This is a genomic window from Hymenobacter terrigena (assembly GCF_054776515.1).
The window spans coordinates 1,193,494-1,220,013 of the sequence record NZ_BAAHBU010000002.1 but is presented as its reverse complement, the minus strand read 5'-3'; the positions used below and the strand labels follow the sequence as shown (position 1 = coordinate 1,220,013).

At 61.8% G+C, this 26,520-nt stretch carries 19 protein-coding genes; 9 read left to right on the top strand and 10 right to left on the bottom strand.

The annotated features are described in order from the left end of the window. The first annotated feature begins 19 nt into the window (after positions 1 to 19). From leuD to ACYU7Q_RS11920, 9 genes are all read left to right on the top strand, one after another. Entirely contained in the window at positions 20 to 616 is a 597-nt protein-coding gene (gene leuD / locus ACYU7Q_RS11960; protein WP_460609652.1) for a 3-isopropylmalate dehydratase small subunit, read from the top strand. Positions 617 to 628: 12 nt separating this feature from the next. Beyond that, a complete protein-coding gene (leuB, locus tag ACYU7Q_RS11955) occupies positions 629 to 1,747 on the top strand; it encodes a 3-isopropylmalate dehydrogenase (RefSeq protein ID WP_460609651.1) in 1,119 nt (372 codons plus the stop codon). 202 nt (positions 1,748 to 1,949) lie between these two features. Then, positions 1,950 to 2,837, top strand: a complete 888-nt coding sequence (locus ACYU7Q_RS11950; protein ID WP_460609650.1) for an aminotransferase class IV — start codon at positions 1,950 to 1,952, stop codon at positions 2,835 to 2,837. 77 nt (positions 2,838 to 2,914) lie between these two features. Continuing rightward, positions 2,915 to 4,630: a dihydroxy-acid dehydratase gene (ilvD, locus tag ACYU7Q_RS11945; RefSeq protein ID WP_460609649.1), complete on the top strand. Its 1,716-nt coding sequence runs from the start codon at positions 2,915 to 2,917 to the stop codon at positions 4,628 to 4,630. Beyond that, on the top strand, positions 4,599 to 6,410 hold the full coding sequence (gene ilvB / locus ACYU7Q_RS11940) for a thiamine pyrophosphate-binding protein (protein WP_460609648.1): 1,812 nt from the start codon (positions 4,599 to 4,601) through the stop codon (positions 6,408 to 6,410). Before ilvD ends, ilvB begins: the two co-directional genes overlap by 32 nt. Before the next feature lie 132 nt (positions 6,411 to 6,542). Further along, positions 6,543 to 7,145, top strand: a complete 603-nt coding sequence (gene ilvN / locus ACYU7Q_RS11935) for an acetolactate synthase small subunit (RefSeq protein ID WP_460609647.1) — start codon at positions 6,543 to 6,545, stop codon at positions 7,143 to 7,145. A 96-nt stretch (positions 7,146 to 7,241) separates the two neighbouring features. After that, positions 7,242 to 8,303 (top strand): ketol-acid reductoisomerase, encoded by a 1,062-nt coding sequence (gene ilvC / locus ACYU7Q_RS11930; RefSeq protein WP_460609646.1) that lies wholly within the window; start codon positions 7,242 to 7,244, stop codon positions 8,301 to 8,303. 102 nt (positions 8,304 to 8,405) lie between these two features. Next, on the top strand, positions 8,406 to 9,674 hold the full coding sequence (ilvA, locus tag ACYU7Q_RS11925; protein WP_460609645.1) for a threonine ammonia-lyase: 1,269 nt from the start codon (positions 8,406 to 8,408) through the stop codon (positions 9,672 to 9,674). A 22-nt stretch (positions 9,675 to 9,696) separates the two neighbouring features. Further along, positions 9,697 to 9,948: a DUF3601 domain-containing protein gene (locus tag ACYU7Q_RS11920; RefSeq protein WP_460609644.1), complete on the top strand. Its 252-nt coding sequence runs from the start codon at positions 9,697 to 9,699 to the stop codon at positions 9,946 to 9,948. 40 nt (positions 9,949 to 9,988) lie between these two features. Here the strand turns inward: ACYU7Q_RS11920 and ACYU7Q_RS11915 are convergent, their stop codons facing one another. The 10 genes from ACYU7Q_RS11915 to ACYU7Q_RS11870 all read right to left on the bottom strand — a co-directional run bounded on the left by ACYU7Q_RS11915 (position 9,989) and on the right by ACYU7Q_RS11870 (position 26,440). Then, positions 9,989 to 11,020, bottom strand: a complete 1,032-nt coding sequence (locus ACYU7Q_RS11915; protein WP_460609643.1) for a YeiH family protein — start codon at positions 11,018 to 11,020, stop codon at positions 9,989 to 9,991. Between the two features lie 82 nt (positions 11,021 to 11,102). Continuing rightward, positions 11,103 to 12,014 carry a LysR substrate-binding domain-containing protein gene (locus ACYU7Q_RS11910; RefSeq protein ID WP_460609642.1) on the bottom strand — a complete coding sequence of 304 codons (912 nt, stop codon included), beginning with the start codon at positions 12,012 to 12,014 and terminating at the stop codon, positions 11,103 to 11,105. A 92-nt stretch (positions 12,015 to 12,106) separates the two neighbouring features. Next, entirely contained in the window at positions 12,107 to 13,549 is a 1,443-nt protein-coding gene (locus ACYU7Q_RS11905; protein WP_460609641.1) for a T9SS type A sorting domain-containing protein, read from the bottom strand. Between the two features lie 53 nt (positions 13,550 to 13,602). Continuing rightward, positions 13,603 to 14,421, bottom strand: coding sequence for a glycoside hydrolase family 16 protein (locus ACYU7Q_RS11900; protein WP_460609640.1), 819 nt, complete (start codon positions 14,419 to 14,421; stop codon positions 13,603 to 13,605). A 159-nt stretch (positions 14,422 to 14,580) separates the two neighbouring features. Then, positions 14,581 to 15,462, bottom strand: coding sequence for a glycoside hydrolase family 16 protein (locus tag ACYU7Q_RS11895; RefSeq protein WP_460609639.1), 882 nt, complete (start codon positions 15,460 to 15,462; stop codon positions 14,581 to 14,583). Between the two features lie 32 nt (positions 15,463 to 15,494). Further along, positions 15,495 to 16,766 (bottom strand): PKD domain-containing protein, encoded by a 1,272-nt coding sequence (locus tag ACYU7Q_RS11890; protein WP_460609638.1) that lies wholly within the window; start codon positions 16,764 to 16,766, stop codon positions 15,495 to 15,497. A gap of 40 nt (positions 16,767 to 16,806) precedes the next feature. Next, positions 16,807 to 18,321, bottom strand: coding sequence for a RagB/SusD family nutrient uptake outer membrane protein (locus tag ACYU7Q_RS11885; RefSeq protein ID WP_460609637.1), 1,515 nt, complete (start codon positions 18,319 to 18,321; stop codon positions 16,807 to 16,809). Positions 18,322 to 18,369: 48 nt separating this feature from the next. Continuing rightward, entirely contained in the window at positions 18,370 to 21,528 is a 3,159-nt protein-coding gene (locus ACYU7Q_RS11880; protein WP_460609636.1) for a SusC/RagA family TonB-linked outer membrane protein, read from the bottom strand. A gap of 72 nt (positions 21,529 to 21,600) precedes the next feature. Next, positions 21,601 to 23,997: a beta-glucosidase family protein gene (locus ACYU7Q_RS11875; protein ID WP_460609635.1), complete on the bottom strand. Its 2,397-nt coding sequence runs from the start codon at positions 23,995 to 23,997 to the stop codon at positions 21,601 to 21,603. Between the two features lie 442 nt (positions 23,998 to 24,439). Then, positions 24,440 to 26,440, bottom strand: coding sequence for a 7TM diverse intracellular signaling domain-containing protein (locus ACYU7Q_RS11870; protein ID WP_460609634.1), 2,001 nt, complete (start codon positions 26,438 to 26,440; stop codon positions 24,440 to 24,442). Between the last annotated feature and the right edge of the window lie 80 nt (positions 26,441 to 26,520).

Genomic DNA, 26,520 nt, shown 5'->3' with positions numbered 1-26,520 from the left:
TCCAGGCTACACACCCCAAATGGAAAAGTTTCAAACCCTGCATTCCAGCGCCGTGCCGCTGCCGCTCGAAAACATTGATACGGACCAGATTATTCCGGCCCGTTTCCTGAAGGCGACCACGCGCGAAGGCTTCGGCGAAAACCTGTTCTGTGACTGGCGGCGCAATGCCGACGGCTCGCCCAAGCCGGATTTTGTGCTGAACGACCCGAAATACCACGGCCGGATTCTGCTGGCGGGCAAAAATTTCGGTTGCGGCTCCAGCCGCGAACACGCCGCCTGGGCGCTGTACGACGCCGGTTTCCGGGTGGTGATTTCGAGCTACTTCGCTGATATTTTCCGGGGCAACGCGCTGAATACCGGCCTGCTCCCGCTGCAAGTGACGGATACCGAACTGGCCCGCCTCTTCGCGCTGGTGGAGCAGGACGCCGACACCCAATTCGTGGTGAACCTGCCCGAGCAGGCGCTGCACGTGCCCGCCACCGGCGACAGCTTTCATTTCGACATCGACGCCTACAAAAAGGAATGCCTGATTAACGGCTACGACGACATCGACTATCTGGTGAGCCAGAAGCCCGCCATCGAAGCCTACGAACAAAACCGAACCTGGACCTGGTAAGCAATTAAGACAATGGTAAGCAAGAAAATAGCCGTATTGCCCGGCGATGGCATCGGGCCGGAAGTCTGTCGGCAAGCCGTGAAGGTGCTCGAAGCCGTAGCCGAACGGTTTGGCCACCACTTTGGCCTCAGCTCGCACCTGATGGGCGCCTGCGCCATCGACGCCACCGGCAACCCGCTGCCCGCCGAAACCCTCGACGCCTGCCGCGCCGCCGATGCCGTGCTGCTCGGCGCCATCGGCGACCCGAAATACGACAATGACCCCACCGCCAAAGTGCGCCCCGAGCAAGGCCTGCTGCGCCTGCGCAAGGAGCTGGGCCTGTTTGCCAACATCCGCCCGGTTACGGCCTACGACGTGCTCCTGGACCATTCGCCCCTGAAGCGGGAGCGCATCGAGGGCACCGATATGCTCATTTTTCGTGAACTGACCGGCGGCATTTACTTCGGCGACAAGGGCCGCACCGCCGACGGCGAGGTCGCCTACGACCACTGCACCTACAGCCGCCCCGAGATTGAGCGCATCGCGCACCTGGCCTTTCGCGCCGCCGCCGGCCGCCGCCAAAAGCTTACGCTCGTCGACAAAGCTAACGTGCTGGAAACCTCCCGCCTCTGGCGCGAAGTAGTGCGCGAAATGGCCGCCCAGTACCCCGAAGTAGTTGTGGACTACTTGTTTGTGGATAACGCCGCGATGCAGGTCATCCTCAGCCCCACGCAGTTCGATGTGATTCTGACCGAAAATATGTTCGGCGACATCATCTCGGACGAAGCCTCGGTCATTGCCGGCTCGCTGGGCCTGCTGCCTTCCGCTTCGGTGGGCGAGGCGGTGGCGCTGTTCGAGCCCATTCACGGCTCTTACCCGCAGGCCAAAGGCAAGGGCATTGCCAACCCGATTGCCACGATTCTTTCGGCCGCGATGCTGCTGGAGCATCTGGAGCTGGATGCCGAGGCGGCCCTGGTGCGTGAGGCCGTGGACGAGGCACTGACTAACGGAGTTCTGACCCAGGAGCTGAGCCCCACTGCCCCCTATACCACCGAGGAAGTTGGCAATTACATCGCCTTCTGGATTGCCGATTCCAGTGAGAAGCAGTGGAATAAAAACAATGTGGAAATAGGCACCAGTACGATTATCTGAACTGATGAAGCGGGGCCCAGCCCCACCCCATCAACCAATATGCACCCATGAAAAAACGCTGCTTCCTGGTCTTAGCCGTCATTATTCCTGGCCCGCGGGGCGCGTAGGAACAGCTTGTTGCAACCCAGCAAAAGCCTTTCTAAGCTCCGCGCTCAGAAAGGCTTTTTTATTGATTTTCTCTTCTTTCAAGATTCAACACGCAATGTATTTCAACCCCGACACCCTGGCCTTTGTCGACGGCGAGTTTGTGAAAGCTGAAGCCGCCCAGGTGGGCGCTTACGCCCAGTCGCTGCACTATGGCTATGCCGTTTTCGAAGGCATCCGGTCCTACGCCACGCCCGCCGGCACGCGCGTTTTCAAGGCCGAGGAGCACTACGAGCGGCTGCACTACTCGTGCCGCAGCATTGGCCTGCCGTTCAATTATTCGATAGCCGAGCTGACGGATATTACCTATGAGCTGCTGGAAAAAAACGGCCTCGCCGATGCCTACATCCGCCCGCTGGTGTATGCTGCCACGCCCAACATGACCCTGAAGCACGCCACCAGCAGCAACCTGCTCATCGCCGTGTGGGACTGGGGCAAGTACCTCGGCGACCAGAGCCTGCGCCTCAGCATCTCGCCCTACCAGCGCCCCAACCCCCAGGCCGTGCCCATCGAAGCCAAAGTATCGGGCCACTACGTCAACTCCATCATTGCCAGCTCCGAAGCCAAAGGCCGCGGCTTCGATGAAGCCCTGCTACTCGATATGAACGGCTACGTGGCTGAAGGCCCCGGCGCCAACTTCTTCTTTGAGAAAAACGGCGAGCTTTTCACCGCGCCGCAGGGCAGCATCCTGCGCGGCATCACCCGCAATACAATTATTGATTTGGCGCGGGAGGCCGGTATCAGCGTGACGGAGAAGTTCTTCACGCCTGCCGAATTGGAAGGTGCCACCGGCGCTTTCTACACCGGCACCGCCGCCGAAGTGGTGGGCATTGCCGCCATCGATGAGCTGGAATTCAGCGTGCCGTTTTCCGAGACGCTGGGTGCCCAGCTCGCCGAGCGCTACCGGGCGCTGGTGACGGGCGCTACGGTAGCGCAAAATGCTTAGCGAATAACGAAAAAGACCGTCATGCTTTGGCAACGCTCGGCATGACAGATGATTCCCAATCCACTCCCAACTCCACGATGATTCTCAATAAATACAGCCGCATCTACACCCAGGACGACAGCTTGCCGGCCTCGCAGGCCATGCTCATCGGCTCGGGCTTGTCGGATGCGGATTTGCGCAAGCCGTTCGTGGGCATCTGCTCCACGGGTTTCGAGGGCAACACCTGCAACATGCACCTCGACGCGCTGGCCGACAGCGTGAAAATCGGGGCGCAGGCGCAGGGGCTGGTGGGGCTGCGCTTCAACACCATCGGCGTGAGCGACGGCATCACGAACGGCACGCCGGGGATGCGGTTTTCGCTGGTGTCGCGCGAGATTATTGCCGACTCGATTGAGGCCATGGCCGGCGCGCACAACTACGACGCCCTGGCCACCGTGGTGGGCTGCGACAAGAACATGCCCGGCGCGCTCATCGCCATGGCCCGCCTCAACCGGCCGAGCCTGATGGTGTACGGCGGCACCATCAAAGGCGGTACGTTCAAGGGGCAGCAGCTCAACATCGTGTCGTGTTTTGAAGCCTATGGGAAGAAGCTGCAGGGCCAGATTTCGGACGAGGATTACCGCGGCATCATTCACAACGCCTGCCCCGGCCCGGGCGCTTGCGGCGGCATGTACACCGCCAATACCATGGCTGCGGCCATCGAGGCGCTGGGCATGAGCGTGCCGTTTTCGTCGTCCTTGCCCGCCGTGAGCACCGAGAAAACCCAGGAATGCCTCGACGCCGGGGCCTACCTGCGCTTGCTGCTGGAGCGCGACATCAAGCCCCGCGACATTCTGGTGCGCGAGGCCTTTGAGAATGCGCTGGTAGTGGTGACGGTGCTGGGCGGCTCCACCAACGCGGTGCTGCACCTCATCGCCATTGCCCACGCGGCCGGCGTGCCGCTGACAATGGAGGATTTCCAAGCTGTGAGCAACCGCGTGCCGGTGCTGGCCGACCTCAAGCCCAGCGGCAAGTACCTCATGGAGGACCTCTCGGCCCTGGGTGGCGTGCCCGCCGTGATGCGCACCCTGCTCGATGCTGGCCTGCTGCGCGGCGACCTGCTGACCGTGACCGGCAAAACCCTGGCTGAAAACCTCGCCGACGTGCAGCCGCTGGGCGCCGAGCAGGATTTGCTGCGGCCTTTCGACAACCCCATCAAAGTCGACGGCCACATCCAGATTCTCTATGGCAACCTCGCCTCGAAAGGCGCAGTGGCCAAAATCACGGGCAAGGAAGGGCTGCGCTTCGAAGGCCCGGCCAACGTTTTCAACTCGGAAGAAGCGTTGAACGAAGGCATCACGGCCGGTAAAATCAAGGCCGGGCAGGTGGTCGTGATTCGCTACGTGGGGCCGAAGGGCGGACCGGGCATGCCCGAAATGCTTAAGCCCACGTCGGCCATCATCGGAGCGGGGCTGGGCGATAAGGTGGCCCTGATTACGGACGGGCGCTTTTCGGGTGGCACCCACGGCTTCGTGGTGGGCCACGTCTGCCCCGAGGCGTACGATGGCGGCGGCATCGCGCTGGTCGAAAACGGCGACTGGATTGTGCTCGACGCCACCACCAACACCATCGATATCCGGCTAGACCCCGCGCTGCTGGAGCTGCGCCGCAGCCAGTGGCGACGCCCGCGCCCCAACGCGACCCAAGGCGTGCTCCTCAAATATATCCGCACCGTGAGCGACGCCAGCCACGGCTGCATCACCGATTTATTGGAAGAAAGCCATGTTAACGAACCAGCCACCAACCCTGCCTGAAGCTGCCGAAGTGGACGTAGCAACTGCGGAAACCGCTACTGCTTCGGCCGCTGACGAAGCTTTTGAAACTGCTGATTCAGAAGCGCCCGCGCCCAATTCCACGGGTGCCGAGGCCGTGCTGAACATCCTGCTGGCCGAGGGCGTGGACACCATTTTTGGCTATCCCGGCGGGGCCATTATTCCGATTTACGATGCCCTCTACGACTTCAACGACCGGCTGAACCACGTGCTGGTGCGGCATGAGCAGGGCGGCATCCACGCGGCGCAGGGCTATGCGCGCAGCTCGGGGCGGGTGGGGGTGGTGTTTGCCACCAGCGGGCCGGGGGCGACCAATCTCGTCACCGGTCTGGCCGATGCGCAGATTGACAGCACGCCGCTGGTGTGCATCACGGGGCAGGTTTTTGCGCACTTGCTGGGCACCGACGCGTTTCAGGAAACCGACATTATCAACATCACCACGCCCGTCACGAAGTGGAATTACCAAGTGACCAAGGCCGAGGAAATCCCCGAGGCGCTGGCCAAGGCGTTCTACATCGCGCGCAGCGGCCGGCCCGGTCCGGTGCTGATTGATATCACCAAAAATGCGCAGCTGCAGCCGTTTCATTTCGCGCCCTACGCGCCGTGCACGCACATTCGCAGCTACCGGCCGAAGCCCATCGTACGGGCCGAATACATCCGCGAAGCGGCTGCACTCATCAACCAGGCCGAGCGCCCGTTCGTGCTCTGGGGGCAGGGCGTGGTGCTGGGCAAAGCCGAGCAGGAGTTCAAAGCCTTCATCGAAAAAAGCGGCATTCCGGCCGCCTGGACCATCCTAGGGGCGGGCGCGCTGCCCACCGACCACCCGCTGAACGTGGGCATGCTGGGCATGCACGGCAACTACGGCCCCAACGTGCTCACCAACGAGTGCGACGTGCTCATTGCCATTGGCATGCGCTTCGACGACCGGGTGACGGGCCGCCTCGACAAGTACGCCCGCCAGGCCAAGGTCATTCACCTCGACATCGACCCCACCGAAATCGACAAGAACGTGGCCACCACCGTGCCCGTGTGGGGCGACTGCAAGGAAACCCTGCCGCTGCTCACCGCCCTCATTCAGCCCAAAAGCCACGCCGAATGGCACCAGCGCTTCCAGGACTACATGACTGAGGAAGTGGATGCCGTCATCAAAGACGAGCTATTTCCGACCGGCGAGGAGTTGACCATGGGCGAAGTCCTGCACCAGCTCAATGAGCTGACCCAGGGCGAGGCCATCGTCGTGACCGACGTGGGCCAGCACCAGATGGTGGCCTGCCGCTACGCCAAATTCAACCATACCCGCAGCAACATCACCAGCGGCGGGCTGGGCACCATGGGCTTTGCGCTGCCGGCCGCCATCGGGGCCAAGTTTGGCGCGCCGGACCGGCCGGTGGTCGCCATTATCGGCGACGGCGGCGTGCAGATGACGATTCAGGAGCTGGGCACCATTATGCAAACCGGGGTCGATGTGAAAATCATCATCCTGAACAACCGCTTCCTGGGCATGGTGCGGCAGTGGCAGGAACTGTTCAACGCTCGCCGCTACTCCTTCGTGGACATCCAGAGCCCCGACTACGTGGCCGTGGCGGCGGGCTACCGAATAGCAGGCCGCCGCGTGGAGGCGCGGGAAGAATTGCAGCCCGCGCTGCGGCAGATGCTGGAGCAACCCGGCCCTTTCCTGCTGGAGGTGCTGGTAGCGAAGGAAAACAACATATTCCCAATGGTGCCGCAAGGGTGCAGCGTGGCAGAAATCCGGCTGCGGTAGGCAGAGGGAGTAAGTTGCCTGTCATGCAGAGCGCAGCGAAGCATCTTGCCCGTTCCCACTAATTTTTTGATTGCATTGAGCGGTAAAGATGCTTCGCTGCGCTCTGCATGACGGTTACCAACCTCAGAAACCATGCTTTCAACCCCCGACCGCCAGGAATACAACATCACGGCCTACACCGAAAACCAGGTGGGACTGCTCAACCGCATTGCCATCATTTTCTCGCGCCGCAAAATCAACATTGAAAGCCTCAACGTGTCGCCCTCCGAAATCGAAGGCATCCATCGCTTCAACATCGTCATCACCGGAACCGAGGAAGTGGTGAGCAAGCTGGCCCGCCAGATTGAGAAGCAGGTGGAAGTGCTGAAAGTGTACTACAACACCAACGCCGACGTGATTTGGCAGGAAATGGCGCTCTACAAAGTGCCCACCGACGTGATTGCCGAGCGCGCCTCGGTGGAGCGTTTGCTGCGTGAAAACGGGGCCCGCGCCGTGGTCATTCGCAAGGATTACACGGTGTTTGAAACCACCGGCCACCGCGAGGAAACCGACGCCCTAATCAAGGTTTTGCAGCCTTACGGGCTGATTGAGTTCGTGCGCAGCGCCCGCATTGCCATCATCAAAGCCAGCGACGGCTTCAACCGCAAGCTGCGCGAGTTTGAGCGCCGCGAACCCGGCGAGGACGTGGCCGAAAACGAGTTTTTGAACAACCGCGACGCGGTATTCACGATGTGATGTAGCGTGGACTCTGCGAGTCCGCGCATCGAACGAAAATCTTTTAACCCATGCGCGGACTCGCAGAGTCCACGCTACAACCCAACCCTCAAACTCATGGCACAAATCAATTTCGGCGGCGTAAACGAAACCGTCATCACCCGCGATGAATTCCCCCTCGAAAAGGCGCTGGAATACCTCCAGAACGAGACCATTGCCGTCATCGGCTACGGCGTGCAGGGGCCAGGCCAGGCCCTGAACATGCGCGACAACGGCTTCAACGTGATTGTGGGCCAGCGCCAGGGCACGCCGTCGTGGGACCGTGCCATCAAGGACGGCTGGGTGGAGGGCGAAACGCTGTTTTCGCTGGAAGAAGCGGCCGAGCGCGGCACCATTGTGTGCAACCTGCTGAGCGACGCCGGCCAGATTGCGCTGTGGCCCATGCTGAAAAGCAAGCTCACGCCCGGCAAAACGCTGTACTTCTCGCACGGCTTCGGCATCACGTTCAACGACCAGACCAACATCATCCCGCCCGCCGACGTGGACGTGATTCTGGTGGCGCCCAAGGGCAGCGGCACCAGCCTGCGCCGGCTGTTTCTGGCCGGTGGTGGTTTGAATTCGTCGTTCGCCGTGTACCAGGACGCCACGGGCAAGGCCTGGGCGAAGGCCATTGCGATGGGCATCGGCGTGGGCTCGGGCTATCTGTTCGAAACCGACTTTAAGAAGGAAGTGTACTCCGACCTCACCGGCGAGCGCGGCGTGCTGATGGGCGCCCTGGCCGGCATCATCGAGGCCCAGTACCAGGTGCTGCGCCAGCGCGGCCACTCGCCCTCCGAGGCCTTCAACGAAACCGTGGAAGAGCTCACCCAGAGCCTCGTGCCTTTGGTGGGCGAGAACGGCATGGACTGGATGTTTGCCAACTGCTCGGTAACGGCCCAGCGCGGGGCGCTGGACTGGAAAGGCAAGTTCCGCGAAGCCACTTTGCCGGTGCTCAATGAGCTGTATGACAGCGTAGCCAGCGGCGAAGAAGCCCGCCGCACCATCGAGCGCGGCACCACGCCCAACTACCGCAAAGAGCTGGAGGCTGAGCTGAAAGAAGTAGGGGATTCGGAGCTGTGGCAAACGGGCGCGACGGTGCGCCAGCTACGCTCGAAAGCGGCCGAAAAAGTGGAAGCCTGAACGAGGTAGGGACGCATATTCGCGTCTCGTCGTCCGGGCCGCCGCAACGGTTATCGTTCAACGACGAGACGCGAATACGCGTCTCTACATCATCCTTATTCAATGCCCAACGCCACCACTGCCCCGCCCGCCGTGCTGCTCAAAAACGTAGAGCGGGCGGCGCGCAACCTCAAGCACGTCATCTACAAAACGCCACTGCTGCAAAACCACGGCCTCTCGCGCCTGTATGATGCCACGGTACTGCTCAAGCGAGAAGATTTGCAGGTGGTGCGCTCCTACAAGATTCGCGGGGCGTACCACAAGATGAGCACGCTGCCGCCCATCATCGGCGAGCGCGAAATAGTGTGCGCCAGCGCCGGCAACCATGCCCAGGGCGTGGCCTACGCCTGCCAATTGCTGGGGCTGAAAGGCTACATTTTCATGCCCGCCCAAACGCCGGCCCAGAAGGTGGACAAGGTGCGGCTTTTCGGGAAGGAATTCGTGGAGGTGGTGCTCACCGGGGCTAGTTTCGACGACTCGTTCCGCTCGGCCAAGGAGTTCAGCGACGAGCGGGGCAGCACGTTCATTCATCCCTTCGATGACCTGGCCATCGTGGAAGGGCAGGCGACGGTGGGGCTGGAGATTCTCAAAGCAACCACTGTGACTATCGACTACTGCTTCATGCCCATCGGCGGGGGTGGGCTGGCCTCGGGCGTGGCCAGCGTGTTTCGGCTATTGAGTCCGACTACCAAGCTCATTGGGGTGCAGCCGCTGGGCGCGCCTTCGATGCACAACGCCATCCGGAACCAGCAGCACGCGGCACTGGCCAGCATCGACAGCTTCGTGGATGGCGCGGCGGTGAAGTGCCCCGGCCAACTCACGTACGAACTGTGCCGCGAATTGCTCGATGAAGTGGTGCTGGTACCGGAAGGCCAGGTCTGCCTCGACTTGCTGAAGATGTACAACGAGGAAGGCATGGTACTGGAGCCGGCCGGCACGCTTACCATCTCGGCCCTGCACCAGTTTGCCGACCGCATTCGGGGCAAAACCGTGGTGTGCGTGGTGAGCGGCTCCAACAACGACATCACCCGAATGGAGGACATCAAGGAGCGCGCCGCCAAGTATCAGGGGCTGAAACACTACTTTATGGTGACGTTCAACCAGGCCCCCGGCGCGCTACGCCGTTTCGTGAACAACGTGCTGCACGAGGGCGACGACATCATTCACTTCCAGTACATCAAGAAAAATAACAAGGAAAAAGGCCCCGTTTTCGTCGGCATCGAGGTAAAGCAGCCGCACGACGTAGAAGCCATCAAAATACGGATGGGGGAGGAGGGCTTCGCCTTCGAATACCTCAACGGCCAGCCCGATTTCCTGGCGCTGCTGGTGTAACCGCCGTTACTTTGCTGCTGAAATGGCAGCCATCAACACCTTGCGTCCCGGAACAGCCTATGAGGTAATTCGGGAATTTATTGACTACGACAAACAGCGGCATGCTATAGGTGAAACGTGGACGTTTATTGCTCAGTCCTTTGCGCCTTATGATGACGGAATGCTTCTACAAGTGCAACAGCATGGACAGCCAACTTACTTCCGCATGCAATGGCGAACCGAGAGCCAAGCGGAAGAGATGGATAATTTCACGGATTACGTGCGGCCTTTATAATAGTCGCTGATAAGCAAGTTGGTTGCGTTGGCGGCCGTAATCAAACCATGTGCAGGATGACGTAGAGCGAAATGCTCGAAATCACTCCCCACAGCAGCACGCCCAGCAAGTACGGCTTGGCCCCCACCGAGCGCAGGGTTTTGGCCGACAGACCCGCCCCGATGAAAAACAGCGTGACCGTGAGGCCAATTTTGGCCACGCTCACCAGCACCGGGCCCAGCGGGTGCAGGGCGGGCACGTAGGTGTTCAGCAGCATGGCCGCGATGAAGCCAAAGATGAAATAGGGAATCTTGATTTTGACCCCCTTCTGCTTGAATATGAGGGCAGTGCCGATGCTGACCGGGATAATCCAGAGGGCGCGGGCCAGCTTCACGGTGGTGGCGACTTGCAGGGCCTGGTCGCCGTAGACTTTGGCCGCGCCCACTACCGATGAGGTATCGTGGATGGCAATGGCGCACCACAGGCCGAACTGCTGCTGCGTCATGGCCAGGGCGTGGCCGATGGGCGGAAACGCAAACAGGGCAATGGCATTGAGCACGAACACCGTGCCCAGCGCCACCGACATTTCCTCGTCCTTGGCCCGAATAACCGGGCCTACCGCCGCAATGGCACTACCCCCGCAAATGGCAGTGCCACAAGAAATAAGGTGCGTGACGTGGCGACCCAATCCCAGCCAGCGCCCGGCGAAATACCCCAGCACGAGCGTGCCAAAAATGGACGCCACCGTGAACAAAATGCCTTCGCGGCCGGCCTGCACCGCCGCGTGGGCATTCATGCCGAAGCCCAGGCCCACCACCGAGTATTGCAGCAGCTTGGCCGTGGCCATCTTAGTCTGAGAGGCAAAGGGATTGCCCAGCGTTTGGGCCAGCACCAGGCCCAGCGCCAGCGCCACCGGGGGCGAGGCCCACGGCGTGAGGCAAAACACCAATAGCAGCCCAAACACTACCTGCCTGCCCGTAACCGGGTAGCCCAGGATTTGATGGGACGTGTGGAAGTGCCGGAAAACACCGGTGGTATCGGCCGGGCCGGCGGGGGCCGGCGCGGTGGGTGGCAACAGGGTGGGATGAGCCATGAGGCAGGAGAGTGAGGCCTCAAATTTACGGCGATGCCTGCAGGCTGGGTAATTGAAAAAGGTTATTCCGAATTACCAATGGTTATACCGTTGGGTTCAACCGCTGCTGAGCGAAGCTGAGAAACCGCTGGGCCGCGCGTGGCAGCGGCTTGCCTTGCACCCACACGGCCTCAAACTGCCGGGGCAGATGCAGCCCCTCCACGGGCACGATTTCGAGCCGGCCGGCAGCGAGCTCGCGCGCTAGCGCCCGGCGCGAGACGAAGCCCAAGGCCTCGGGCGCAGCTTCAAGGTAGCCCTTGATGGACTCGGTGTTGTCGAAATAAAAAGCTACTTGCAGCGTGCTGAGCTTGATTTTAAGCTCACGCAGGGCAAATTCCAGTACTTCGAGGGTACCCGAGCCGCGCTCGCGCAGCACCAGCGGGTGGGCCAGGGCTTCGGCCAGGGGCAGGGGCGTGGTGGGCGGGCCGGTGGGCGTGGCGCGGCGCACGGCCACCAGCTCATCGGGCAGCAGCAACTCGTAGTGGAGGTCGCGGCTGCGGGAGCGGCCTTCCACGAAGCCCAGGTCGAGCTCGCCGCGCAGCAGGGCTTCGGCAATGTGCTCCGAGTTGGCGTTGGCCAGGGTAAGCTGCACGTTGGGGTAGCGGGCCTGAAAGGCGGGCAGCACACCCGGCAGTACGTACTGGCACAGGGTGGTGCTGGCGCCCAGGCGCAGGCGGCCGGCGGCTTCGTCGGGGTCGCGCAGGGTCAGGAGTTGGTCGTCGAGCTGCTGGGCGGAGGCGGCCACGGCCTCGGCGTGACTTTGGAGCAGGCGGCCGGCTTCGGTGAGGGCCACGCGGTTGCCGCGCCGTTCCAGCAGGCGCTGGCCGTAGTGCTTTTCCAGCTCGTGGATATGCTTGGTGACGGCCGGCTGCGTGACGAACAGCTCCTGCGCCGCTTTGGTGAAGCTCAGGTGCCGGGCCACGGCCTGGAACACGCGAAGGCGAAAATCAGACATGGCCGAAAGTACGCGCTGGTCGTTGTCAAACGCACAAAAAAGCCCCGGCCAGAATTGACCGGGGCTTTTTAGTGTGGAAAAGAAAGGGCAAATTATTCCACGCTCAGCGGGCGGCTCAGGGCCGCACCGTCCACGGTGAGGCGGCAGGTGTAGAGACCGGGGGCTAGTTTGGCGGCATTCAGCTCGGCGGTGAATTGGCCAGCGGCGCGGGTTTCGCCATCAATCAACTGGGCCACGCGGCGGCCGAGGTTGTCAAACACAGCCAGGCTCACCACCGACTGCTTTTGCAGGCTAAAGGGCAGCTGCGTGAGGCCTGAGGTGGGGTTGGGGTAAGCCGGGGCGAAGGCGGCCGACGTAGTTTGCACCGTGCGGGTGGCGGTGGGCACATAGCCCACCAGGCTCGGGCCAGTGAAATCATCGATGTAGATTTTGCGGCGGGCGGTGGTGTTGGGGGCCACCAGCAGCACAATCTCGTTCAGGCCGGTGTTGGGCGTGCCGCTGGGCGCGTTCACGAAATTGAAAGTGAGGGTTTCCCAGGCGTTGGTGGCCGTGGTGGTGGCGGTGTATTCCGAGTTGCGGCCGGCTGGGTAGTTGGTGGCACCGGCCACGGTCGAGTCTTGCAGCGTAATCTGGTAGGCGGTACCGGGCGTGGTGCTGAACACCTTCAGCGTCATGTGCAGGGTGTTGTTTTTGAAGTTCGTCACGTCGGCCAGGGCCGCGCCCCGGGGCTGCATCACGAAGGAATCGTACTGCTGAGTCGAGCGCGTGTAGCGGGCCACGTGGGCGCTGGGATTGGCGGTGCTCACCGCGTTGTTCAGCGTATCAATCTTGAGGCCGCCGGCCGTTTTGTAGGCGATGTACTTGATGGCGCGGGTGCCCTCGTAGTTGTCGTAGAGCTGGCGCACGGCCATGCCGCTGCCAGTGGGCGGCGTTACGGCCACCAGCTCCGGCCCCATGATGTCGTCGAGGTAATACGTGGCGGCGTTGTTGGTGCCGGGCGCTACCTGAAACACCATCTGGTCGATATCGCCCGACATCACCGTGGCGTCGAAGTTGCCGCCGGCTGCTACGCTGGGCGTGAAGGTGAGGGTTTCCCAGGCGTTGGCCACCGTGGTCACGGCCGTGAACTCGGTGCCAAACTTGCCGGCCGGGTAAGGTAGCGTGTTCGATTTGGTGCTGTTTTGCAGCACCGCGCCTACCGTCACGCCCGCCGCCGGGCTGCGGAACTTGATGCTGATGCGCTTGGCACCGCCCGTGGCGTAGGCGGCCACGTCAGCCATACGGGCGTTGTTGGGCTTCACCACCAGCACAGCGTATTGCGCGCTGGCGAGGCGGGTGTAAGAGGCGCAGGTGCTGCTGCTGTTCACGGCGGTGCTGCCGGGGTTGGCCACATTCTGCACTAGGGTGCCCTCCACCACCGGGTACGACACAATGCGCGTCGACTCGAAGTTGTCGTACAGGGTCTGGGCCGAAGCCGCCTGGGTTGCGCCCGCAGCTAACGCAGCGGCGCACAGTAGTTTGGTAAAGTTGTTCATGTGGGAATTGGTGAGAAGGTGAAAAAATGGGATTGGGATTTGCGTCGGGTTGATTACTCCTTTTTCATCTGATAAAAGCGCACGTAGTCCACCACCATCTGCTGCGGGAAGGCGGCTTCGTCGATGCCCTTCTGGCCGCCCCACTCGCCGCCCACCGCAATGTTGAGCAGCAGGTGGAAGGGCTGGTCCCAGGGCCAGGTTTCCCAGCCGGTGCCCTCGTTGCGGTGGGCGAAGTAGATTTGGCCGTCTACCTGCGCCGTGATGGTTTCGGGCGTCCATTCCACCGAGTAGGTGTGGAAGGCCGTGATGGCATCGGGCAGCTTCGTGATGCCGGTTTTCTGGGTGTTGATGCGGAAATAGTAGGCCTTGCAGTGGGTGGTGGCGTGCACCACGTTGGGGTCGTAGCCCACGTGCTCCATGATGTCGATTTCTCCGTTGTCGGGCCAGCCGTGGTTGCCATAGGGGTTCTTGTCGGGCAGCATCCAGATGGCGGGCCAGGTGCCGCGCCCGCCGGGTATTTTGGCCCGAATCTCGAACCGCCCATACAGCTGGCTGCCGCGCGATACCAGCCGGGCCGAGGTGTAGCCATTGCCGGCCACCAGCGCCTCCTTGCGGGCCTCAATGATGAGGTTGCCGCCTTCCACGCGGGCGTTTTCGCGGCGCTTTTTGGTGTAGTACTGCTCTTCCTTATTACCCCAGCCGCTGCCGCCCACGTCGTAAGCCCATTTCGAGGAATCGGGCAGGCCGGCGTAGTTGAATTCGTCGCTCCAGGCCAGCTTGCTGAAAGTGTAGCGCGGCGGGGCTGCGGCCGTTTTCGGGGCCGGCGAAGCATCGGTGAACAGCAGCAAACCGGATAGTAAGGTGGAAATCATGCGGGGAAGTGGAAAAAATGGGGATAACTCCCGAGCGGCCTCAAGGCCGAAAAGAACAGCGCCTATTGGCCGCCGGCCCACTGGGCCGGCGGCCAACGCCCAATCCGGCGGGGCATCTCACCAAGCCCCGGCCGGAGTGAACGACGGTATCAGGCCGGGCTACTCCTTGTACTTGTAGTAGCGCACGTAGTCCACCAGCATCTGCTGGGGGAATGAGGTCGAGCCGTCGGGGTTACCGTCGAAGTCGCCGCCCACGGCCACGTTCAAAATCAGGTAGAACGGGTTGTTGAACGGGTAGGGCGATACCTGCGCCACGGTGCGCTCATAGTACTGCACGCTATCAACGTAGAACTGGGTTTTGTCCTGGCCACGGATGACGGTATAGGTGTGGTAAGCGGCCGATAAATCGGGGGTACCGGCCAGGGAATAAGCCAGGCTGGAAAACTGGTGCGTACTGGTGTTGGCGCCGTAGTGCAAGGTGCTGATGTTGACCTGCGGAGTGCTGCCGCGCAGCTCCATGATGTCAATCTCGCCGCAGGCCGGCCAGCTTACCTGGCTGTCATTCGAGCCCAGCATCCAGATGGCGGGCCAAATGCCCTTGCCCTTGGGCAGCTTGGCGCGGATATCGATGCGCCCGAAGTTGAAATCGCGCAGGCCCTTGGTGTTGATGCGGGCCGAGGTGTAGGACCGGCCGTGGTAGGCTTCGCGCTGGGCCGTGATGACGAGGTTGCCGTTGGTGACGCCCAGGTTGTTGCGCGAGTCGGTGGTGGCTTGCAGTTCGTTGTTGTACCACACGTCCTTTATCTCGGGCGCCCATTTCTGGGAGTTGAGCGCGGCGCCATCGAATTCGTCGCGCCACACCAGCGTGCGGTAGCTGCTATAAGGCATAATGGTGGCATTCACGGGCTCCGCAGCCACTGCTGCCGCTTCCGTGATGGTGGGGCCGGGCGGGTTCTGGGTGCAGCTGCTGGCGGCCAGGGCCACGGCTACGGCGGCCAGGGCCGGGGCAATGCGCGTGGAAGAAAACGATAATAGCGTCATGAGATTGGCGGGCTAAGGGATAAATGGAAGGGCTATTTCACCCGCAGCTTGATGGTGAACACCGTGGCGGGAGTGCCAGCCGGCACGGGCGCGCCCAAGGTGCGCAGCACCATGTTGCGGTTGTTGATGGACAGGATGCGGTAGGTGCGGTCAGAGCCGGCATCGGTGGCCGCGATGAAGGGCGCGGGGGCCGTGGGAGATGTGGGCAGGGCCAGCACAAACTGCCCCACGCCCGAGCCCGCCGCCTGCCCAAACGTGAACGTCGTGGTGAGCGAGCGCGGAGCCTGGCAGGAGTAGGCTCCCGCCACAAAGGTTTCCGCCTTAGCATCATAAATGAAGTTGTGGCTGCTCGTAAACGTATACTCGTCGTCGGCCTGGCAGCCGGGCAGGCTGCCCAGTGCGCCGCCCGCGAAATAGCTAGTCGGGGCCGCCTCGGTGCCCACCGTGATGGTGTTGGCCACCGTGTTGTCGAGCACCCAGGTGCGCGAGCTGCCGCCCGTGAGCCGGCGCTCGGTGAGCAGCAGCGGGGGCGGGGTGGGCATCAGCGTCACCTCCGTGATGGTGCCGTTGGGTTTGGTGCCGCGCAGGCGCAGCACGGTGGCCGAGGCTTCCACGATGTCGTAGGTTTTGTTCACCACCGAATCCGTGAGGCCGATGAAGGACTTGGGGCGTTGCAGCACAATCTGACCCAGACCGTTAGCCGTGGGCCGGAAGATGAAGCCGCTGGTGCCATTCAGGTCCGGGCCGCAGTTGTCACCGCCGTCGTAGGTGTACGCGAAGTTCTGGTTGAACTGAAACTGGTCGTCGCCCTGGCAGTCGGGCAGCGGTGCGGCCGAGGCGCTGAGCTGGGTAGTGCCATCGGCCGCAAAGGTCTTGATGGCCCCCGGCTGGTCCGAATACGTCCAGCTGGTGGTGTTATTCTTGCCGCAGTCGATGAGCGCCGAATAAGCCGCGTTGCTGCAAATCGAGGGAATCGTGACATCAACGGGCGTATAGCCCGTGCCGCCCCGGCCCGCCACCACCAGTTTCACCTGGTAGGTGCGGGGCAGGGTGTAGGTGTGGGTCACGTTAACGCCAGTGACTAAAGGCGAGCCATCGCCGAAGTCCCACTGGTACAGGAAGCCGTCGGTGCTGGTGTTGGTGAAGGTGGCCACCACCGGGTACTGGGTCGTGTTTAGGGCTACGGTGAAGGCGGCAGTGGGCACGGGACCTTCCAGCGAGTCGACTTCTTTTTTGCGGCACGCGCCCAACGCCGCGGCCCCCAGGGCCAGCAGCACTACAGATTGACGGAAAGAACTACGCATAAAAACGGAGGAAAGCATGGGTGGGAATGGGCCGACGCGCTTAGTAGCCATCGTTTTGCGTCAGGTTGGGGTTGGCGTCGCGCTCCGATTGCGGAATGGGCAGCACGACGTTGAAGGGCTTGATGCCCTTGCTGAGCAGGTGGGCGTTGGTGAGCAGCTTGTTGGTGCGCTTCAGGTCGAACCACCGGTCATCCTCGAAAGCCAGTTCGTAGCGGCGCTCGCGCAGCACGGCGGCGGCGAAATCGGCGGTGTTGCTGCTGTTCAGGTCGTGGGGCTGGGGCGAGGCGCTGGTCAGGTCTTCGCCAAAAGCCCGGCGGCGCACGGTGTTGAGGTACTTGAAGCCGTCAGTGGTCGGCCCAAGGCCTTCGGCGGCAATCAGGTAAATTTCGGCCAGGCGCAGCACCGGGAAGTTCAGCGGCGAGTCCCACACGTTAGAAGCGCTTTTGGGTATCAGCCACTTGCGCACGTTGTAGCCGTTGGGCGAGCCCGGCAGCGTAGCGGGCTGCGAGGGATAGGTGCTGCCCGCCGGGTAGGGGTCGCCGGGCTTGAAGATGGTGACGGCCTGGCGGCGGTCGCCGGCCTCGTAGCCATCCACGAAGTTGGGCTCGGGAATGTTGAAGCCGTAACCGTTTTGCGGGGACAGCCCTTGCAGGCGCGGGGCAAAAAACTCGTTGCCTACAAAGCCCAGGTGGTTGAAATCGTACGATTGCGAGGGGTCCGTCACAAACTGCACCTCAAACAGCGACTCCTTGCCGTTCTCGTTTTCCAGCTTGAAGTTGTCGCCGTAGTTGGCCCACAGGCTGTGCGGCCCGGTGGTGATGATGAGCTGAGCCAGACGCGCAGCCTCAGCTTTGTTGCCCAGGGTGAGCTGCACTTTGGCCAGCAGGCCCATGGCGGCCCACTTGGTAGCCCGGCCCAGGTCGGCGCCGCTGTAACTGCCCGGCAGGCTGGTGCTGGCGTCTGTCAGGTCTTTGATAATCTGTTCGTAAACCTTAGCGGCCGGCGTGCGCGGAATAGCGGCCTCGGCCGGGCTGGCCGGTGGTGCAGTCAGCAGCGGCACATCCCCAAAGCAGCGCACCAGGTCGAAGTAGTACTTGGCGCGCAGAAACTGGGCCTCGCCCACGCACCGCGTCCGAATGGTCGAGCTCATGTTGGCAATGCCGGGCACTTTCTGGATGACCAGGTTGGCCGTCCCAATGCCCACGTAGCAGCCCGCCCACAGGGCCCCGGTCATGGGGTTGCTGCTGGGAATGTTGAACTGGTCGAGCTGGATTTCCTCGGCTCCGTCGCCGCCGCCGCCGCCGCCGGTGTTCGAGTTGTCCGACATGATGTCGCCGATGCCCCACAGCGAGTAGTTGTACTGGCCCTTGCGGCTCAGCTGCGAGTACACCGCGTTAGTGGCCAGGATGGCATCCGACTCATTCTTGTAGAAGTTCTGGGTGGTGAGTTGGTCGCGGGGCGACTCCTCAAGGAATTTTTCGCCGCAGCCCGCAGTGGTCAGCAGGCCCAGGCTCAGCAGAAAGCCAACGGCGGCGGTTTTAGGGAAGAAGTTCATCTGGTGGGAGAGATAAAGGCAACTGAAGGGAAAAAGGCGGCCCGGCTCTTAAAAGCCGATGTTGACGCCCGCCAGGTACACCCGCGACTGCGGGTACACGCCGAAGTCGATGCCGCGGCCGCCAAGCTCTGGGTCGAAGCCCGTGTATTTGGTGAGGGTCACCAGGTTCTGGCCGGTCACGTACACGCGCAGGCTTTGGGCGGCCACGCGTTGGGTGAGGGATTTGGGCAGGTTGTAGCCCAGGGTCAGGGTTTTGATGCGCAGGTAGGAGCCGTCCTCGACGAAGTAGCTGCTCACGCGCAGGTTCTGGTTGGGGTCGCCGGCCACGGCGCGGGGCACGTCGGTGCTGGTGCCGGGGCCGGTCCAGCGGCCCAGCACGCGGGTGCTGCTGTTGCCGTTGCTGTACAGGCCGCCTTCGGTGTACACGCGGTTCAGGTTGTACACGTCGTTTCCCTGCGAGCCCTGCACGAACACGTTGAGGTCCAGCCCGTGCCAGCTCACGGTGTTATTCAGGCCGTACGTGAACTTGGGGTTCGGATTGCCAATGAAGGTGCGGTCAGCGTCGGTGATTTTGCCGTCGCCGTTCAGGTCTTTAAAGCGGATATCGCCGGGGGCGGTGCTCACGCCGGAGTTGGCCCCCACCGTTTGGGTGGCGTGGTTTTTCACGTCTTCCGGGGTCTGAAACAGGCCGTCGGCCACGAAGCCGTAGAACGCGCCGAAGGGCTGGCCCTTGTCGTAGCGCACGAGGGCCGTGCCGTTGCGGTTGGTAGCGCCGTTGAAGGCCGTGCCGCCGGTGCCCAGGTCCTCAATCTGGTTTTTGTAGGCCGAGAACACGGCCGACGTCGTCCAGGTCAGGCCCCGGTCGCCGCCCACCAGGTTGCGGGTCGACACGGAAACGTCGATGCCGCGGTTGTACGACACCAGCGAGTTGGTGGGCACGGCCTCGTAGGTACCCGTCACGAGGTAGGCCGGCACGTTGTTTATCAGGTTGGGCGAGCGGCGGTTGTACACATCCACCGTCGCTTCAATGCGGTTGCCGAACAAGCCCACGTCCACGCCAATGTTGGTTTGCACGTTGTCTTCCCAGCGCAGCTGCGTGTTCTGGGCGCGGGTGGGTGCGGCCCCCGAATTGATGGTTTGGGCCCCCGTGGTCACGTCATTAGGACCAAACGGGTAGGTAATGCCCGTGTTGATGGTGGCCAGGTAAGCAAACTGCCCGGCATTCAGAGGGTTGCCCACGCGGCCGTAGCCGGCGCGCAACTTCAGGTTGCTGATGGCGGTGATGTTCTTGATGAAGCCTTCCTCCGACAAGCGCCAGCCTACCGAGGCCCCCGGAAAGAAGCCGAACTTGTAACCTGTAGCGAAGGCCGAACTGCCGTCGTAGCGCAGCGTGGCCGAGAAGATGTACTTGCCGGCAAAGTCGTAGTTCACCCGGCCGAAGTAGCTGGCCAGGCGGGTCTGGCTGCTGGTGCCGCTGTTGGTCTGGCCGGTTTGGGGGCCGTTGTTCAGTTGGCGCAGGTCCTGGTTGAGGTAAAGCGAGCGGCCCGCGCTCAGCGAGTTAAAGTTGAATTCCTGCGCAGACTGCCCCAGCAGCACCGTCACCTGGTGCTTTTCGGCAAACAGTCGGTCGTAGGTCAGCGTGTTTTCGATGAGGTAGCCGGGGTTGTAGTTGGAAAACGAGCTGGCGCTGGACTTGCTGTAGCGCGGCGAGTTTGGCCCCAGCGAGGGCAGAAAGCTTGAGCCGTTATCAAAAATCATGTCGACGCCCACGTTGGTGCGGAACCGCAGATTTTTCACCGGCTCCACTTCCGCAAACACCGTGGACAGCACCCGATTACGGCTGAATTTCTTGTCTTCAATCAATGATTGCAGCACCGGGTTGGGCTCGGCGAAATTGTCCGCCTTCGAGGGCTCGTGCCACGACCCGTCGGGGTTATACACCGGAATGGTGGGCGGGGCCTGCAACACGTTGTTCAGCACGCCAAATTCGCTGTTGCCGGTATCGAGCTGCCGGTCGGCTAGGTGCGTCAGCGAAAGGCTGTTGCCAATCTTCACGCGCTTGCTGAGTTGAATGTCGCCGTTGGCTCGTAGCGTAAAGCGCTCAAAATTAGAGCCATTCAGTGTTCCGTCCTGCTGGAAGTAGCCGGCCGAAACGGCGTAGCGGGCCTTCTCGCTGCCACCCGATGCGCCCAGGTTGTAGCTCTGAATTACGGCCGTGGGCCGGAAAACTGCCTTTTGCCAATCGGTGCCCGCGCCCAACGATTTGGGGTCGCGCAGCTTTTCCTGCACCGGTGCCGTGCCTTGCGCCAGAATACTTTCGTTGTTGATAACCGCGTACTGCTCCGCGTTCAGCAAATCGAGCTTGCGCCACACCTGCTGCACGCCCCGATAGCCGTCCAGGGTGATGCTGGCCGTGCCCGCCTTGCCGCGCTTCGTAGTGATGATGACCACGCCGTTGGCCGCCCGCAGGCCGTAAATGGCTGTGGCCGATGCATCCTTCAGTACGTCAATCGTCTCAATATCATTGGGATTGATGGCGTTCAGCTGGTTTTCCACGCTGTTGCCGCCCGCGTCGGACGAAGGCAGCGGAAACCAGTCCACCACGTACAGCGGCGAGTTGTTGCCGGCCGACGTGATGCCTCGCACTCGCACCTGCGTGCCGCCTGCCCCACCCGGTGCCCCCGAGTTCTGCGTCACGGTCACACCGGCCGCGCGGCCTTGCAGGGCCTGCGTTGGGTCGGCCACCGGCTGGGTAGCAATGTCATGCCCCGAAACCGAAGAGATGGCGCTGGAAACGCTGCCGCGGTCCTGAGTGCCGTAGCCCACCACCACTACTTCGGTTAGCTGCTTGGCATCTTCGCGCAACGTAATGCTCACGGGTGTGCCACTGGCCACCACAGCGGTCTGAGTCGCAAAGCCCACAAAGCTGAACACCAGCGTGCTGCCTTCAGGAGCAGTCAGCGAGAAGTTGCCGTCGGCTGAGGTAGAGGTGCCAATTGAAGTGCCGCGCACCAGCACGGTCACGCCGGGCAGGCCGGTGCCGTCGGCGCCGGTCACGCGGCCGGTCACGGGCACATCGGCGGCCGGCCGCATGACCGGGCGGGGCGCTGCCACAACCGGCGCACCGGCGGCCAGCGCCGGAAGCCCGCAGGCTAGCAATACGGTGGTGCGCCGCAGCAGCGCAATCAAGTAAAGAGTTCGCTTCATGGTGGGAGTTTTAAAAAGCGGTAAGCGAATAAGTTGTCTGTCGAACAGGCAGCCGACGAGTTTGCGAAGTGGTTAGTGCGACACGCCCGCCGTAGCGGTGCGCGGTTGGTCAGAAATTGAGCGCACGGCCCCGGTGGTTTTGCCGCCAGCCGGGGTGGTGCTGGCCACCGGCCCGGCCACGTAGCGGAACCGCGCCATCTGGGAACCCACGCGCAGGGTGTACCAGCCGGTTTCCAGCTGCGGGCGGCCCTGGCCGTCGGGGTAGCTCAGGTCACGCAGCGGTTCGATGTCGAAAGCCAATTGCTGACTTTGGCCGGCAGCAAAAGCCTGTTTTTCAAAGTGCTTCAGCAGTCGCACCGGGCGGGCAATGCGGCCAATCTCATCGGTCAGAAACCAGAGCACGGTTTCCTGGCCGGCGCGAAAGCCAGTGTTGGCCACGCGCACCGTGGCGCGCAACCGGGCGGCCGGCCCGGTCAGTACCGAGTCGCTCAGCGCCAGCCCGGAGTAAGCGTAGGTGGTGTAGCTCAACCCTTCGCCAAACTCCGTCAGCATCGAGCTTTTGTACTTGGCTCCATGCGGCTCGTACCCCGCGCCGAAGTCGCTCAAATCGAGACTGTTCTCGTTGTTGTCGTGGTGGTAGTTCGTGATGTGGCCGGCAAACTGCGGGTAAGTAAACGGCAGCTTGCCGCTCGGATTGGTCTTGCCGCTAATGATTTCGGCTAGCGCCGTGGCTCCGCCGTAGCCTGGCAGACCTGCCCAAATAATCGCCGACGAGCCTTCCGCCACGCCACGAACAATGGTGGGTCGCCCGCCGATTACGATGAGCACCGTGGGCTTGCCGCTGGCCTGTGCCGCCTGGGCTAGCTGCTGCTGGTCGGCGGGCAGCGTCAGGTCCGAGGTGTTGCCCAGGCCCTCAGTGTAAGGCCGCTCGCCTAGTGCCAGTACCACGGCATCGGCCTGCTTAGCGGCGGCAGAAATGTTGGCCAACAGCATTTTGCCCGTAGCATCGCGGTAGGGCACCATCTCGATTTTCGCCTGCGGATATTCTTGGCGCAGCGCCTCCAGCAGCGTGGGCACGTCTTTGGGGTAAGCGTCTTCGGCGCGGCCCTGCCAGGCCAGAGTCCATCCGCCGCAGAGGTTGGCGCGCGAGTCGGCCGAGGGGCCTACCACCAGCAGCCGCTTCACGTGGGCCGGAGCCAGTGGCAATGTATTGCGCTCATTTTTAAGCAATACCACTGATTCGCGGGCGGCGGCCACGGCCTGCGCCCGCAGGGCCGGGTCGCCGATGCGGCTGAGCCGGTCGGCGCGGGGCATGGGGTTTTCGAAGAGGCCGATTTCGTCCTTCATCTGCAAAATCCGACCCGCCGAAAGGTCGATGCGGGCCTGGGTCAGGCGTCCCTCCTGCACCAGTTCCTTCACGTAGCGGCAGAAGCTGGTGGTATAGGGCGTCATGGCCATATCTACGCCCGCGTCGATGGCCATCCAGGTAGCTTCCTTCTCGTTGGGGGCCACTTTCTGCACGCGCACCAGCCGGTTGATGTCTTCCCAGTCGGTTACGGCCACACCTTTGAAGCCCATCTGGCGGCGCAGCAAATCGGTGAGAATAGCCTTGGAAGCATGCACCGGCTCGCCGTTGATTTCACCCGAGTTAATCATGATGGACTTCAGCCCGGAATCGATTGCGGCCTGAAACGAAGGCCGGAAGAACTCCTGCAGGCGCTGGTCGGGGATGAGGGCATTGGTGCGGTCCCAGCCGTTGCGCGGGTCGGAGTAGCCCAGGAAGTGCTTGCCACAGGCCGCTACTTTGTAGGGCGCAATCTCGGTATTGGTCTGGATTTCAGCGGTAAAAGCTGTGCCGAGCGTAGCCGCCACCAGCGGGTCTTCGCCAAACGTTTCGTAGAAGCGGGGCCAGTACGTATTCAAGCCCAAATCGAGCACCGGGGCAAATACCCAGTGGTGGCCCAGGTCGGCCGATTCGAGGATGGTAGCGCGGGCTGCCTGTCGGGCCAGGGCGGGGTTGAAGCTGGCCCCAAGGTTGATATTATGCGGGAAAATGGCTGTGCCGCCCACGTAACTAGCCCCGTGCATGTGGTCGATGCCATAAATCATGGGGATGTGCAGGCGCGACTCGCGCAGGGCAATGCGTTGCAGCGCGGCCGAGTAGCGCAGCCATTGTACGGCCGGCACGGCCTCTCCATTGATGAACGAACCAATGTGAAAATCCCGGACCAGGCCCGCCGCTTTGGCTGAGTCGAGCGAGACGTCGCCATTAGAGCCAGTATGATTTATCGCCGAAATGTTCAGCTGAGTCATCTGCCCGATTTTTTCTTCCAGGGTCATTTGCGCCAGCAGATGCTGCACGCGGGGACTAAACGTGGGCGACTGTATTTCTGCTGCGGCAGTTTCAATCGGGGTAGCAGTGGTGGCCAGTGGCACGGCCCCGCGCTGGCAGGCCGCTACGAGTGACATCAGCAATAGCAAATTCCGCCATGCAGTAGAGTGGAGTTGAGCTTCCCGTACCCTGGGGAGCTGGCGGACGCGAAACAGGGAAGAGAACAAGGCCATCTGGGGTGTGCAGTTGACCAAATGTATGGGCATGTGTTTGGCAAATGCAACCCAATAAATGCCCTGAAATAGCTGATTTAGCCGTTTTTGCCATCTGTGCCAATCGGGCTTATACGCTTGCTGCACACGCGCCCATTTAGTATTCCCGCTTGGTATAAGTAGCCAAAGCGTTTTCCGTTTTTAGGGAGTATTCTAAAAAACAACGAAAAAAAATGTCACTGGCCGAAAAAAGCTGACATTATTTACCATTTTTCTAATAGTGGGCGAAAACGCCGCCCATTATGGAGCAAGGTGGACAAATTGATTCCAGAGTCCAACACAAACGTTGCCGGGAAATAAGGTGAGCTTAATTACCGGTTTCGGCAGGCTCATTCTCCTCCACTTCGGCTTCGGCAGCCGCATCCAGCAGCACGTGTGTCCACGCTTCGCCCTCTTCATAGCCAGGGGCCAGCCGTCGACGTTGCAAGGCTTGCAACACTTTTTGGGCAAAGGCCCAACTGGTGGCTTGGCGCAGGTCCAGTATGCGGGCTAACTCGGAGGGTGAATAGTTGCCCTTATGGGCATGGAGCAGGAACACTGCGTATAGCGCCTTGACGATGGAGAATTTGCACTTTTGCAATAAGGTGCCCGCCGTGGCCGACTCTACGTAGCGGCACCGGGTGCAGCGCCGGGCGTAGGGCTCGCGGGCTTCGCAGTTCTTTTCGTAGCCGCACTTGCGGCAGTGGTAGCGGCCGTGGCTCCACTTCAGGTCGGCGAGGTAGCGCAGGCAGGCGCCTTTGTCGGGGTATATCTGACTGAATTCACCAAAGTCCACTTCTTTCGATTCGATGCGGGCCGCCTTCTCAGCGTGAAGGTCGCGGCTGAGGTCGCCGTTGAGCTTTTCGATGGCGGCCGATTGCAGGGCCAGCAGGCCGTTGGCTTGTAGCAGCTCGCGGTTTTGGGCGGCCACGGTTTCGTTTTGCTGGCGGAGTTCAGCGGTGCGAAGGGCAACCAGGCCTTCTAGCTCGGTATTAAGCTGGTCTTTAAGCGCTTGGTTTTCGCGCATTTGTTCCACAAGGCGGTCCTGGGCTTGGTGCTTTTTGCGGAGCTGTTTCAGCAGACGGTTTTGGGTGAGCAGGGTCATGTCCATCAGGCCCTTCAGCTTTTCACCCAACGCGTAGCTCAGAATCACGACTTCCACTACAAAGGCTGCATTGAGGCTGTATACCGTGTATACGTTGCTGTAGAAGTTAATTCCCAGCTTGCGCATAATGAGAAAGGTGAGGCTGATGGCCACCAGCGCTTGAGCCAGCAGTAAATAACGGGCTGGCCGCAGCCCACGACGATATGCTTGAAAAGCAGCATAATACAACAGGCCATACGGTAGCAGATACAGCCAGAAGCTGAACCCCGAATGAACTACGGCCGCATCGAACACCAGCAGGGCCGTGCTGCCGCCTACCACCCAATTCCCGAGGCGGTGCAAGGCCGGCAGGCGCGAAGCCGTGTCCAGAAAGCCGCTGGCATAGGTGGCAAACGTGAGCAGCAGCAGCACCGGCGCCAGTGCCACAATGAAGTGGTTAAGTTCGGGCGAAGCCGACCATAAATACTGGAATCCCAGCCCGTCTTCGCTCAAAAACAGCAGGGTACCGCTCAGCACGTAGAACACGTAGTAGAGGTAGGCGCGCTCCTTCAGGAAGAAGAACAGAATCAGGTTGTAGAGCACCATGATAAACAGGATGCCGTAAAAAATGCCCAGTAGCCAGTATTGCAGCGACAGTTCCGGGATGAGGCCCGCACCGCTGTGCAGCATGGCCCGGAAGCTCGTACGCGTGTCGGAATGCAGGCGCAGGTAGTAGGTGGCGGTTTCGCCGGGCCGGGGTGGAAGGTCGAACAGGAAGTTTTTGTAGGGGTGCGGGCGCGTGGCGAAGGAGTGGCTGGCTCCGGTAGCCACGCTGTCGTACGCCGTGGCCGAGCCGGGCCGCGGCCCGTAAAACACCGCCTGTCCGATGTGCGAATCATACAGTTCCAGGTACCAGGCGGCGTTTTCGGTGGGGGCGTGTCGCACCGTGATGCGGAGCCAGTACGTACTGCGTGGGTGCTGAATATTAGGAGGGTGACCGGAGCCGCGCAACACAACAAAGCGGCGGCTCCAGGCCGGCGACTGCACATCGGCCAGCCGGAGCCGGCTGGTGGGGTCTTCCAGTATGCTGTAATAGTTCTCCTCTAAATAAATGGCCGGGTTGGACGGGCTCATGGCCAGCGTATCCTCGGGCGCTGCGTGGGCATGAGCCGGCAGGAGCAGAAGTAGCCAGAATAACGTCCCCGCCAGCCAGCGTAGGGGGTAGTGGCTGCCGGTAGTTCGCAAGCGCGAAATCAAAGGAGATTTGATAAACATAAGCAAGTCCAACTTACAGCCACGCAATCCGAAACCGAGCAAAGGTAACT